General features: G+C 69.8%; 13 protein-coding genes. 6 read left to right on the top strand and 7 right to left on the bottom strand.

Annotation, left to right across the window (positions count from 1 at the left end; genetic code table 11):
• The first annotated feature begins 18 nt into the window (after nucleotides 1-18).
• Both FDA94_RS36460 and FDA94_RS36455 read left to right on the top strand, forming a co-directional pair.
• On the top strand, nucleotides 19-1179 hold the full coding sequence (locus FDA94_RS36460; protein ID WP_170991279.1) for a mannosyltransferase family protein: 1161 nt from the start codon (nucleotides 19-21) through the stop codon (nucleotides 1177-1179).
• 1 nt (nucleotide 1180) lies between these two features.
• Nucleotides 1181-1693 (top strand): gamma carbonic anhydrase family protein, encoded by a 513-nt coding sequence (locus FDA94_RS36455; protein ID WP_246060348.1) that lies wholly within the window; start codon nucleotides 1181-1183, stop codon nucleotides 1691-1693.
• A 5-nt stretch (nucleotides 1694-1698) separates the two neighbouring features.
• Here FDA94_RS36455 and FDA94_RS36450 read toward each other — a convergent pair whose 3' ends face one another.
• Nucleotides 1699-2490 carry an alpha/beta fold hydrolase gene (locus FDA94_RS36450; RefSeq protein ID WP_137251592.1) on the bottom strand — a complete coding sequence of 264 codons (792 nt, stop codon included), beginning with the start codon at nucleotides 2488-2490 and terminating at the stop codon, nucleotides 1699-1701.
• Nucleotides 2491-2634: 144 nt separating this feature from the next.
• Between FDA94_RS36450 and FDA94_RS36445 the strand changes: the two genes are divergently transcribed.
• On the top strand, nucleotides 2635-5376 hold the full coding sequence (locus FDA94_RS36445) for a helix-turn-helix transcriptional regulator (protein WP_137251591.1): 2742 nt from the start codon (nucleotides 2635-2637) through the stop codon (nucleotides 5374-5376).
• Between the two features lie 194 nt (nucleotides 5377-5570).
• Nucleotides 5571-6629: a coiled-coil domain-containing protein gene (locus FDA94_RS36440; protein ID WP_212735668.1), complete on the top strand. Its 1059-nt coding sequence runs from the start codon at nucleotides 5571-5573 to the stop codon at nucleotides 6627-6629.
• Between the two features lie 271 nt (nucleotides 6630-6900).
• On the opposite strand, the gene FDA94_RS36435 is transcribed toward FDA94_RS36440, so the two are convergent.
• From FDA94_RS36435 to FDA94_RS36425, 3 genes are all read right to left on the bottom strand, one after another.
• Nucleotides 6901-7119 (bottom strand): hypothetical protein, encoded by a 219-nt coding sequence (locus FDA94_RS36435; protein WP_137251590.1) that lies wholly within the window; start codon nucleotides 7117-7119, stop codon nucleotides 6901-6903.
• 140 nt (nucleotides 7120-7259) lie between these two features.
• Nucleotides 7260-8012: a GntR family transcriptional regulator gene (locus tag FDA94_RS36430; RefSeq protein ID WP_030454864.1), complete on the bottom strand. Its 753-nt coding sequence runs from the start codon at nucleotides 8010-8012 to the stop codon at nucleotides 7260-7262.
• A gap of 178 nt (nucleotides 8013-8190) precedes the next feature.
• Nucleotides 8191-8715: a VanZ family protein gene (locus FDA94_RS36425; RefSeq protein ID WP_137251589.1), complete on the bottom strand. Its 525-nt coding sequence runs from the start codon at nucleotides 8713-8715 to the stop codon at nucleotides 8191-8193.
• Between the two features lie 185 nt (nucleotides 8716-8900).
• On the opposite strand from FDA94_RS36425, the gene kynU reads away from it, so the two are divergent.
• Nucleotides 8901-10118 (top strand): kynureninase, encoded by a 1218-nt coding sequence (kynU, locus tag FDA94_RS36420; protein ID WP_137251588.1) that lies wholly within the window; start codon nucleotides 8901-8903, stop codon nucleotides 10116-10118.
• Here the strand turns inward: kynU and FDA94_RS39635 are convergent.
• Both FDA94_RS39635 and FDA94_RS36410 read right to left on the bottom strand, forming a co-directional pair.
• The gene (locus FDA94_RS39635; RefSeq protein ID WP_170991278.1) at nucleotides 10115-10516 is read right to left on the bottom strand and encodes a ClpX C4-type zinc finger protein; all 402 of its coding nucleotides are present in this window, start codon (nucleotides 10514-10516) and stop codon (nucleotides 10115-10117) included. The two genes, kynU and FDA94_RS39635, sit on opposite strands and share 4 nt — an antisense overlap.
• Before the next feature lie 27 nt (nucleotides 10517-10543).
• Nucleotides 10544-10882, bottom strand: coding sequence for an MmcQ/YjbR family DNA-binding protein (locus tag FDA94_RS36410; protein ID WP_137251587.1), 339 nt, complete (start codon nucleotides 10880-10882; stop codon nucleotides 10544-10546).
• Nucleotides 10883-10951: 69 nt separating this feature from the next.
• Between FDA94_RS36410 and FDA94_RS36405 the strand changes: the two genes are divergently transcribed.
• Nucleotides 10952-11233 carry a YiaA/YiaB family inner membrane protein gene (locus FDA94_RS36405; RefSeq protein WP_030454869.1) on the top strand — a complete coding sequence of 94 codons (282 nt, stop codon included), beginning with the start codon at nucleotides 10952-10954 and terminating at the stop codon, nucleotides 11231-11233.
• 5 nt (nucleotides 11234-11238) lie between these two features.
• Here FDA94_RS36405 and FDA94_RS36400 read toward each other — a convergent pair.
• Nucleotides 11239-12419 (bottom strand): L,D-transpeptidase family protein (locus FDA94_RS36400; protein ID WP_137251586.1); only part of this gene is annotated, 1181 nt, incomplete at its 5' end.

The following is a 12419-nucleotide window of genomic DNA, read 5'->3' as shown; positions in this document are numbered from 1 at the left end:
TCCACTTCGATGGTCTTCGTGACGGAGACCCAGCAGGCCAAAACCGACGCGGACCAGCCGGAAGACGCTCCCTCCACCGGGCGGAGGTGGCTCGCGCAACCCGGCGATCTCACGGCGCTGGGCATCTGGTTCTTCTGGCACGTCGCGACGTACGTCTACATGGTGCTGGCCGCCCCCGGCCGGACCGAGGCGCCCCTCCTCGACCGGCTCACGCCCTGGGACGCCGAGAACTTCATCACGATCGCCCAGTACGGCTACGACGGCGCTCCCGGGATGACCGACGCGCCCAAGCTGGTGGCGTTCTTCCCCGGGCTGCCGCTGCTGCTGCGCAACCTCAACTGGCTGGTGCCCAACTACGACCTGCTGATCGTGCTGGTGTCGGTCGTGGGGAGCGCGGTGGTCGCCGTGTTCCTGTCGCGGCTGAGCGAGTCGTACAAGAAGGGCACCGGCACCTGGACGGTGCTGGCGTTCTTCCTGTCGCCGTTCGCGGTGTTCATGTGGGCCGGCTACTCCGAGGCCCCGTTCCTGGCGCTGGCGATCCCGGCCTGGCTGCTGGCGCGTCAGGGCCGCTGGGAGTGGGCGGCCGTCTGCGCGGCGTTCGCGTCGTCCATCCGCATCACCGGGCTGTTCCTCGCGCTGGGCCTGGCGGTCATGTTCCTGGTCTCCGAGAAGGGGCTGCGCGCCGATTGGCGGAAGCTGTTCTGGCTCGCGGTGCCGGGGTTGCCGGTGCTGGCGTACATGATCTTCCTGAAGATCCGGGTCGGCGACTGGATGGCCTGGAACGCCGCCCAGGCGCAGTACTGGGGGCGCTATCCCGTGAGCCCCCAGGAGGTGCTGGTCAACACCTGGAACCGGTCGCTGGAGGAGCCGGTGCTCGCGACGTCGTATCGTGAAGAGATCCTCGCGGCGTTGGTGCTGGTCGTCCTGATCGTGTGGCAGCTGGTGCGGCGGAGATGGGCCGAGTTCGCCTACCTGGCGCCCCAGGCGGTCGCGTTGCTGGCGATGTCCTCGTTCTACATGTCGGTCGGGCGGGCATCGTTGCTGTGGTGGCCGCTCTACATCGGGGTGGGCATCGCCGCGGCGCGCAACAGATGGGCGTTCATGGCGTATGTCGCGGTGGCGGCGCCGGTCATGGCGATCAATGTAGGAAACTTCACCACGGGGGCCTGGGTTGGCTGAGGTGTTCGCTCTGGACGACGACCTGCCGTCGATCGACCCGACGGCGTGGATCGCGCCGGGCGCGGTCGTGGCAGGCCGCGTCCGCGTCGGCACGCACGCGAACGTCTGGTACGGCAGCGTGCTACGGGGAGACGACGAGTCCATCGAGGTCGGCGCGCAGTGCAACGTACAGGACCTGTGCTGCCTCCACGCCGACCCGGGCTTTCCCGCGGTCCTCGAACCGCGGGTCAGCGTCGGCCACAGGGCGGTCGTCCACGGGGCTTATGTCGAGACGGGCGCCCTGATCGGCATCGGCGCGATCCTGCTGAACGGCGCCTACATCGGCGCGGGCACGCTGGTGGCCGCGGGAGCGCTGGTCACGCCAGGCAAGAAGTTCCCCGGAGGGGTTCTGCTGGCCGGAGCCCCGGCGAAGATCATTCGAGACCTCGACGAAGACGACGTCGCGACCTTCGCCGAGACTCCTGACCGCTACATGGACAAGGCCCGCCGCCACGCACGTGCCCGACGCTGGTGAGGTGACTACCTCGTGGCGCGGTCGGCCGCGGTGATGAGGTCGGCGGCGACTTCCGCGTGCGAGACCAGGGCCAGGTGAGAGGCGCCCTTGACCTCGGTGGTGTGCGATCCGGCGCGCTTGGCCATGAACTTCTGGGCCGCGGCCGGGATGGCCTGGTCGGCCCCCGACACGAGGTACCACGACGGGATCTTCTTCCACGCCGCCACCGTGGCCTTGGCGTCGAGCGCGGCGTAGGAGACCGGACGCTGGGTCGCGGCGATCAGGGCCACGTCGCGGGCGGGCAGGTCGGCGGCGACGGCGGCGCGGAACTTGGCGGGGTTGACGTAGACGTCGGTGCCGCCCGGGTAGTCCCGGGTGAGGAGGCTGGTGGGCAGCTGGCTGCCCGGGAACTTGCCGGTGAGGTCGAGCGCCGACTCGCCCACCTCGGGGGCGTACCCGGAGATGTACACCAGCGCCTTGACGTTGGTGTGGCCACTGGCGGCGCTGCTGATGACCGAGCCGCCGTAGGAGTGGCCGACCAGGATCACCGGCCCCGTGACGGTGGAGATGACGCTCGACACGTAGTCGGAGTCACCCTTGAGGTCGCGGAGGGGGTTGGCGGGCGCGATCACCGGGTAGCCGGCCGCCTGGAGCTTGGCGACGACCTGGGTCCAGCTCGACGCGTCCGCGAACGCGCCGTGGACCAGGATGACGGTCGGCTTGGCCGCATGGTGGCCGGTCGTGGCGGAGGCCGGCGTGGTCATGGCGGGGACCATCGCGGCGAGCACGGCGGCGGCCAGCAAAAGCCTTTTGGGCATGGTGTTTCTCCAAAAGAAGGACGGGTTCTGCGGCCCTAAGCTAGGAATCGGCCGGTTGCGGGCGCATGCGTCACCTGACTGCGTCACCGACTGAGTCATCCATGGGTTGGACAGGACCCCCATCCGAAGCGAAAATAGTCATATATGCCACCAAAACTGACGCAAGAGGCACTTTTCGGGCGTGAGTTTGAGCAGGGGCGTCTCACCGACCTTGTGGACGGTGTCCGCGAAGGCGGTGCGGCGATCCTGATTCGGGGCGACGCCGGGGTCGGGAAGTCCGCCCTCCTGCTGGACACGGCCGCGACCGCCGCCGAGCGGGGCATGCGGATCCTGCGGACGACCGGGGCGCAGGCCGAGACGCACATGCCGTTCGCCGGCCTGCACCAGCTGCTGCTGTCGTTCCGGACCGAGATCGGGGAGCTGCCCGCTCCGCAGCGCGACGCCCTGGGAGCGGCGTTCGGGCTGATCGAGGCCCGGACGCCCGACCTCTTCCTCGTCGCCCTGGGAACGCTGAACCTGCTGACCGGGGCGGCCGCGCGGACGCCCGTGCTGGTGCTGGTCGAAGACGTGCACTGGCTCGACCGGTCGAGCGCCGAGGTGCTCGCGTTCGTCGCGCGGCGGCTGGAAGGCGAGCCGATCCTGCTGGTGGCCGCGCTCCGCGACGGGTCGGAGAGCCCTCTGGAGGTCGCGGGGCTGCCCGAGCTGGTGCTCGACCGGCTCGACGACGACGCCGCCACCGCCCTGCTCGACGCCCGCAGCCCCGCCCTGACGCCGGAGGCGCGCGCCCGGGTGCTCCGGGAGGCGGCGGGCAACCCGCTGGCCCTCATCGAACTGCCGATCGCCGTGGAGACGCTGCGGCCGCAGCCCGGACGGGTCCCGCTGACCAACCGGCTGGAACAGACCTTCACCGCCCGCATGTCGGGGCTGCCGCCCGCCACCCGGACCCTGCTGCTGGTGATCGCGGTCAACGACGCGACCGCGCTGTGCGAGGCGCTCGACGCCACGGCGCTGATCCTCGGCACGGACGTGACGGCCGACGACCTCGCGCCCGCGGTGGCCGTCCGGCTGGTCGACGTCCACGAGACCGTGGTCTGGTTCTGCCACCCGCTCATGCGCTCGGCGATCCAGCAGGAGGCGAGCCGGTCCCGGCGGCACGCGGCGCACGCCGCCCTGGCGGACGTCCTGGCCAACCAGCCCGACCGCAGCCGGTGGCACCGGGCGGCCTCGACCAACCGTCCCGACGAGGAGATGGCGGCCGAGCTGGAGACGGCGGCCCGCCGGGCCCGGCGGCGGGGAGACCTGCTGTCGGGCGTCGAGGGCCTCGAACGCGCCGCCCGGCTCAGCGAGGACCCCGGCCAACGGCGGGAACGCCTGGTCCGCGCGGCCGAATGGGGATCGGAGGCGGGCCGCCGCGACCTCGCCACCCGGCTGGTGACCGAGGCCGAGCCCTGGACGCTGTCGCTCCGGCAGCGCGCCCGCGTCGTGTGGATTCGCGAGAGCTTCGAAGAGGACGTCCGCGACGACGGCGCGGCGGTGCGCTCACTGGTCGACCTCGCCGAGGGCGTGGCGAAGGAGGGCGAGATCGAGCTGGCGTTGAAGCTGCTGTCGAGCGCCTCCCTGCGGTGCTTCTGGGCCCACACCGACGCGGAGTCGCGGAACCTCGTCGTGGCCGCGGCCGAAAGCCTGCCCGTCGACGAGGACGACAGCTGGCTGCTGTCGATCCTGGCGTTCGCGGCCCCGATCGAGCGCGGCCGGGTGGTGATCGAGCGGCTCCGCCGGCTGGCCGCCGACCGGCCCGGCGGGTGGCGGGCGGCCCGGCTGCTCGGCAGTTCGGCGCTGATGGTGGGCGCCTTCGACCTGTCGGAGGAGTTCTGCGCCCTGTCGCTGCCGCGGCTCCGCGTGCAGGGCCGGCTCAGCCACCTGTGCCGCGACCTCGGGGCGCAGGCCTGGAGCGCCGCCCGGCTGGCCGATCTCGGCGTGGCGATGTCCGCAGCCGAGGAGGCCGCCCGGCTGGCCCAGGAGACGTCCCTGCCGCTGATGCACGCCATGGCCAACGCCTCGGGCGCGGTGGTCGCCGCGTTGCGCGGAAACCAGGACCGGATGGAGGGCCTCGCCGCGGTGGCCGAGCAGGCGGCCCTGAACATCGGGGCGCGTCCGGTGCTGGCCACCGTGCAGCACGCGCGCGGGCTCGCCGCCCTCGGCGAGGGGCGCTACGCCGACGCGTACGACCAGCTGCGCCGGATCTACGACCCCGCCGATCCCGCCTTCCACGAGGCTTTCCGCTGCTACAGCCTGGCCGAGCTCGCCGACGCCGCGACCCACTGCGGCCAGGGCCCCGCGATCGCCGGGATCGTGGCGGAGATGGAAGAGGTGGCCCTGCTCACCCCGTCGCCCGCCCTGCACGCCGACCTGCGCTACACCAGGGCCGTGCTGGCCGACGAGGCCACCGCCGAGTCCCTCTACGCCGCCGCCCTCGACGCGGACCTGCGCCGGCAGCCCTTCGCCCGGGCGCGGGTGCAGCTGGCGTACGGCGAGTGGCTGCGCCGCCAGCGGCGTATGGCCGAATCACGGCCGCCGCTGCGCACGGCCAGGGAGACCTTCGACGCGCTCGGCGTCATCCCGTGGAGTGAGCGGGCCTGGCAGGAGCTGCGCGCCTCCGGCGAGAGCGGTCGGCGGCGAACCGGCGACGCCCGCGACGTCCTCACCGCCCAGGAGCTCCAGATCGCCGAGATGGCGGCCGACGGCATGACCAACCGGGAGATCGGCGAGAAGCTCTTCATGTCCCACCGGACGGTCGGCTCGCACCTCTACCGGATCTTCCCCAAACTGGAGATCACCTCGCGATCGGCGCTGGCCGCGGCCCTACGCGGGCTCACGGAGGATTGAGCGCCCGCGTCTGGACTGAGGAACGCAGGAGAGCGAAGCGAACCGGAGTGACGAGGGAAGACGCGGGCTGAAGGCGCCCGCGTCCGCCGAGCCGGAGGCTCGGCCGAATAACGGGGTTCGGGTTGCGCCTCGCCGCTGATAGCAGGAAAGTCGTGTCTTGATACGTCTTCCCGCCATCTCCCCCAAGGCTCTTCATGACGAACCAGACAGACAGTTTCCCCGACCTCATGAGCGACGACTCGTTCGAAGTCGTCATGCGTGGATACAGCCGCCGTCAGGTGCACGACTACATGATCCGTACCCGGAACCAGATTCGTGATCTTGAGGAGCGTCTGGCACGTACCATCGACCAAGCCGAGCAGAGCCGGCTGGAGCTCGCCGAGGCCCGCCGGAAGCTGACCGAGGCTCCGCAGAGCCCCGATGAGCTGGGCGAACGGCTGAGCCAGATTCTCAAGCTCGCCCACGAAGAGGCGCGCGCCAACAAGGAGGCCTCGGAGAACGCGGCGTCGCAGATGCGCGACCAGGCGGCGACCGAGGCCGACCGCGTGGTGTCGACGGCGCGGGAGCAGGCCGACTCGATCAGGTCGGCGGCGCAGGAAGAGGCCGAGCGGCGCATCCACGACGCGACCGCGTCGGCCGAGCGGCTGCTGGCGCAGGCCGGGGCCGAGGCGGAGGAGAAGGTGGCGACGGCCAACGCCGAGGCCGAGGAGACGTTGCGGGACGCGCGGGCCGAGGCCGACCGGCGGGTGACCGCCGCGACGCTGGAGGCCGAGAAGCTGGTGGCCGACGCGAACGCGGTGTCGGAGCAGACCTTGACTTCGGCCAAGCAGCGTGCGGGCTACCTTGACGAGCACACCGGCCGGCGTGTGGTCTATCTGACCGACACCCACACCGAGGTGATGCGCCGGCTGAACGAGATCGGCGCCGTGCTGGGCGACCTGCTGCACCGCGAGCAGGCCGCCGGCACGCTGATCGAGGAGTCGTCGGTGCTGCCGCCGGCTCCGTCGATCGACGAGGAGCTCCCGGTCGAGCAGGTCGAGCAGGTCGAGGACGACGAGGTTCCGGCGTCGGCCGCGCAGCCGGCAGCCGCGCCTTCCCCGGCCGCCGCCGGTCCCGCCGTGCTGGTCGATCAGGCCGTCGAGGAGGATGACTCCGATGACGAGCACGTGATCGTCGATCACGACCCGGCCGTCGCGGCCGCGTCGGTTGACCTGCGACGCGGGCTGCCTCCGATGGATGCCCGCGGCGCGTAAGCAGTGGAGATGGGCCCGCCTATGGGGTGGCGGCGGGCCCATCGCCGTTCATGAGCGGGGACGGCTGCCGGTCGTACCCGCTGTTCGACTCCGGCCGGCTTCGTCGGCGGCCGGTGTGGTGCCCCGTGAGAGCGCCTCTTCGTTGGCTGGCACCAGTGGAAAGCGCCCCCACGGGGGTCTGTGGTTCTCTGTGCACGAGAAAGCGGAAGCCTCCGCCCCCGATAGGGTCGGAGGCTTCCGCGCTTCGGTGGGCAGCTGCCCGACAGACACGTCAAGGGTCCGCCGCGTTGGCACGTTCCTCCTGGTCCCGTAACAACTGGCGTAATCCCTCCGGCTCGTCCGCGTCGATGGTCATCGCGCAGCCGGCCTCCCGCTGTGCGGAACTCAGGGGATGGTGACGGGTTGCCCACCACCGTCCCGCATCGCTCCGCCAGATAGTCCATTCCGGATACTCGCGGGCAATTTCGGCAAGATGCCGGTCAAAGGACATCTGCCCACCTTTCCCTCGCCGAGCCGCCCCGGGTTTACCCCGATCTCCTTGACGTCTCCCTCTCAAGGTGCGGGACATCTCTAGAGAAGACAAGATCCTGGGAGGACAGGTCCACCTATCGTCCGATTTTTCAAGTTGAACTACGCATCGAAGTCGTACTGGAGTACATACGACGCGGCGTCGAGTGTCATCTCGTTGAGCTCAACTGGTATGCCTCCCGAGGTGTACGCCGTGCGCACCACGACGATGATCGGGTTGCCCGGTGGCAGATGGAGGAGCTCGGCCTCCTGGGGCTGGGGCATGCGGGCGCGTAACTCCTCGGTGAAGTGGGCCGGGAGGTAGCCGAGGTCGCCCAGGCGGGCGTACACGCCGCCGGGGCCGGTGTCGGGCAGGGTGATGGCGGTTCCCTCCACCAGGTCGGCGGGGAAGTGGGAGACGGCCAGCTGGACGGGCCTGCCGTCCACGTTGTAGCGCCTTCGGCGGATCCACACCTCGTCGACGTCGAGGACGCGCCCGATGTCCTCGCTCGCCGGCAACCGTTCGATGTGGACCTCGTCGACGGTGTAAGCGCGACCTCGGGTGTCGGAATCCCAGATCGCCCGCCCCTGTCCCCACTGTTCACGGGACAGACGTCGTGACCCATGCCGTCTGATGGGTCGAAACAGCCTCACGTATACCCCCGAACCTCGCCGCGGAACAGCCAGGCCCTCATTGATGAGTACGGCCAGCGCCTGCCGTGCGGTGGCGCGGGCGATGCCGTACTCGGTCATGAGGGCGTTTTCGCCCGGTAGCCGCTCCCCATCACGGAGTTCGCCGGACAGGATCTGCGTGCGCAGCCGGTCGGCGATACGCCGGTAAATGGGGGGCTCGTGATGCACCGGGGACTCGGTCACGTTTGATCACCCTCTGTCACCAACGGGGGGTTAGCGTCTCCAGAGAACTTGCCCCGTCTTGTCCACGATCGCACAGAGAGAATGGTTGGTCCCGAGCCTAATTTGAGCGGATCGGGCCCCTGTGGCGATCTTCAGCGGTTAGTGCAGCCCATTACCCTGGAACGGTCCTAGCCGCTATTCACCCGGCCCACCAACGCTGAGTCATGACCGCAGCCAGGACCGCACCTGTCGTGTTCAGCAGGATGTCATCGACTGACGACACACGGTGGAGCTCCAGGCCGTATTGAAGTAACTCGACGGTAAGAGATCCGGCCGCCGCGATGGCCGCGACGATCTTCAAACGAGCCAACTTTTGAGACCTGAGGGGCAAAAGCGCGCCCAGTGCGGCGAACACCAGCAGGTTGCCTCCGACCTGCACGAACGCCGTCGCAGCCGGGCCCGTCACAACCTGTGCAAGATCGTGAAACGGGACCAGACCGACCGCCCGGTCAGGAGCCGAGGGGTCACCGGGAGTGAGGATCATCCAGAGCCAGGGCGCCGTGCCGATCACGATGAAGACGTCCGCGTACGCCGTCCGTGCAGGTTCCGGGTGGTTGGAACGCTCCCGCCATCGAGTGAGCAGGTGGGCGACACCCCATCCGGCCGGAATGGTCAAGAGGGTGGCGATGACGACATGTCCCCATAGATCCCACGCCAGCAACATGACTGTGTCCTTTTTGGCATCCATTGGGCCCGTCGTTCCGGACGCCCCATGGCACTTTCGGTCAGGAAGAAAAGCAGCAAAGAACTCAGCCGGAATCGGTCACCAGAAGGTGGCCCCTTGGGAAGCCGACCCTTGGTGACGCATTGGGCTGCCGAGTCAGGATATTTCTGGAGATGATGTCTGGCATGAGCATCACCCGCGCCGGCTGTGCCGCGCTCGACTCCGCCGATCCCCTCCGCGGTTTCCGTGCGGAGTTCGTCCTGCCGGAGAACGTGGTCTACATGCTCGGCAACTCGCTCGGCGCGCTGCCGCGGCGCACGATCGAGGCGGTCTCCCACACGGTCACCGCCGAATGGGGTCGTGACCTGGGGCAGAGCTGGAACACCGCCGGATGGTGGGACCTGCCCGAGGTGATCGGCGACCGGATCGGCAATCTGATCGGCGCGGGGCCCGGCACGGTGCTCACCGGAGAGTCGACGTCCGTCTCGATCTTCAAAGTGATGTCGGCGGCCGTCCGGCTGCGTCCGGGCCGCCGGACCGTTGTGGTGGAGTCGGAGGGCTTTCCGACCGATCGGTACGCCGTCCAGGGGCTCGCGGCGGGCTTCGACCTGAACGTGCGAGATTTCGGTCCGGAAGGTTCGCTCGCCGACAGCCTCGACGACGACGTCGCCGTGGTGCTGCTGTCGCACGTCGACTACCGGACCGGCGCGCTGCGCGACATGGCCGCCGACACCGCTGCGGCGCACGCCGCCGGGGCGCTGGTGATCTGGGATCTGTGCCACAGCGCCGGGGCGCTGCCCGTGGAGGTGGGCGCGGCCGACTTCGCGGTCGGGTGCACGTACAAATATCTGAACGGCGGGCCCGGAGCGCCGTCGTATCTCTACTGCGCGCCCGCGCACCTGGCGGAGGCCGAGCCGGTGCTGTGCGGCTGGCACGGGCACGCCGCGCCGTTCGCCTTCGAGGCCGACTACCGGCCCGCCACCGGCGTCCGCCGCTTCGGCGCCGGAACCCCGCCGATCCTGTCGATGAGCGCGCTCGGCGCGTCGCTGGAACTGTGGGACAAGGTCGACATCAGGTCGGTGCGGGCCAAGAGCGTCGCGCTGACCGAGCTGTTCATCGCGCTGACCGAGCCCCTCGGGCTCGACCTGGCCACCCCGCGCGACCCGGCGGGTCGCGGCAGCCAGATCAGCTTCCGGCACGAGCACGGCTATCCGATCATGCGGGCCCTGCTCGACCACGGGGTGCACGGCGACTTCCGCGCCCCCGACATCATGCGGTTCGGGTTCACCCCGCTCTTCCTGCGCTACGTCGACGTGTACGACGCCGCCGACACCCTCGCCGAGATCATCGGCAAGGGCATCTGGCAGGACGAGCGTTACCAGCGCCGGGTGACGGTCACCTAACGCGTCTTGGCTTTGTCCGCGACGATCTCGGCGGCCAGTGCGACGCATTCGGCGCAGATCCGGCCGCCCTCGCCGTAGACCATGTGCAGGTGCGGGTTCGGCGGCTTGCGGCAGAACGAGCAGGCCGCCGCGCGCCGGACCTTGCGGGTCGAGAACGGGTGGGTGAAGTTGCGGGTGAAGCGCTTACGCGCGGCCTGCTTCGACACGCCGAGGCGGTCGCCGATGGCCGTCCAGGAGGTGCCCGCGGCGCGGGCGTCGCGGACCGCCAGATCGATCAGGGCGTCGGCGTCGCGGGTCATCTCCTGGCTCAGCTCGTTGGCTGCCGCCAGGGTGTCCAGCGGGTCAGAGGGGTTGGCCGCGCGTTTGCGTGCGCGGGCGAGTAACTCTGATGGCTCCATATCGACAACATTAGGTTGTCATCTGGGTCAGAGCAACTTGCTGAGCCGTTTCGGCGCGACGAGCCGGTAGCTCTCCTCGACCCAGTCCTGCAGCACGTCGACCTCGGGAAGAGCGGCGTCGTAGGGGACGGTCACCCAGCCCGACCGGCCCAGGCCGTAGCGGCTCGGGATGGCGCCCGGCACGCTCAGCGCGTGTCCGTGGGCGACGACCAGCTTCACGCCGAAGCCGGTGCTCGGCTCGGGAGGGCCGAGGAACAGGAAGATCTTCTTGTTCACCTTGACGACCGCGCTGTCGTCCCAGGGGAAGTCCTCGGCCGCCTCGGGCAGGGTGAGGGCGTACGCGCGGAGGTCGGTGCGGATACTCATGTGCTACTCACCGGTAACTTAGGATGGGGGGCTCAGGCCCGGCCCCGGCTGGGCCTCCAGCATTGCCCCATGAACAAGCCCGTGCCAAACAAGACCACATCCGCCTATTTCGCGCAGTCCGTCATCTCGTTCGGGCTGGCGCTCGGCGCCCTCACGCTGGGGGTCGCCTACCTGCCCGTCGACCCCTGGATCAGGTCGTTCTTCGCCGTCGGGGTCTTCTACCTGGTGACCGCGTCGTTCACGCTGGCCAAGGTGATCCGCGACCGGCAGGAGGAGTCGGCCGTGGTGGCCCGGGTCGACCAGGCGAGACTCGACCGGCTCCTCGCCGAGCATGATCCTTATCAGAGCTGAGCGGCTCAGGTGTACTTGCTCTGCGCGCCACGGACATAGACCGGTTCGCCCGAGTTGACCATGGCGTAGATGATCTTTGAGGTGTGGATCGGAATCCGGATGCATCCGTGTGAGGCCGGATATTTCGGTACCTCCGAGGATCCGTGCATGGCGATGCCGCCGTTGAAGTAGATCGAGTTGAACATCGTGCCGAGCGGGCTCGTCGTCCATCCCGGCGCCCGCGTCCCCGCCCGGAAGTCGCCGACGGGGGTGCGGGCGAAGCCGCAGTGCCCGTTGTCGCAGTACGACCGGTTCGCGCCCGTCGAGATGTGGGTCGTCAGATCGGGCTTGCCGTCCCGCCAGACGGTGAGCAGCTGCCGCCGGACGTCGATCTCGACCCGGTTCGTGAGCTTCGGCCGGACCAGCGGCTTGACGCGACGCGGGTGACGGAGCGCCCACATGGTGTCCCGGTCGATGCGGTTGGTCATGCGCAGGCCGTTGACCTTCTGGAAGGCCCAGACGGCGTACCGCGTCGTCTCGCCGTAGCGACCGTCGTCGACACCGGAGTCGAAGCCGAGCTCCCGCAGGCGCTGCTTCATGGCGCGGATCTGGTGGCTCTTGTCGCCGAACTTCATGACCTCAGGGCGGCGGGGCCGTTGCCGCTCGTGCCGCTGATGGCCGACCTGGTGGGCGTGGTGCGTGCCGGTGTGGGCGGCGTGGTGGTGCGCGCTCGGGTGCTCGTGGCGGCGGCCGCCGTGCATGTCGTGGTGGCGGACCTCCATGCCGTGATGGCGGGTGTCCACGTCGTGACGTCTGTCGTGCATGTCGTGGTGCCGGCCGTGTGCGCGGTCACCGTGCATGTCGTGATGTCGCGGGTGCCCTTCATGGTGACGGTCGTGCGTTTCCGGGCGGTCGGTGTAGTGGAAACGCATGTGCCGGCGACCGTCCCGGCCGTGAGGGTGTCTGCGGGGCGTCATCGAGCGCCGGTGATTCGCCTCGGAGCGGCGATGGCCGAGGACCGTGCGCCCGTTCGTGGTGCCGTAGGCCGCACGCTGGAGGGCCGCGCCGGTGACCGTGCGCCCCGCCGTGGCGTTCGGGGCGACACGTCGTTGCGCCCCGCCGCTGGCCGCGCGGTGGACCGCCGCGCCGCTGACCGCGCGCCCGGCCGTCGTGCTCGGGGCTTGGTGTCGTTGCGCCGCGCCGTTGG

This window comes from Herbidospora galbida (genome assembly GCF_005233835.1).
Classification (GTDB): domain Bacteria; phylum Actinomycetota; class Actinomycetes; order Streptosporangiales; family Streptosporangiaceae; genus Herbidospora; species Herbidospora galbida.
Note: the sequence above shows the minus strand (reverse complement) of the source record. Positions and strands in the feature narration are given on the sequence as shown.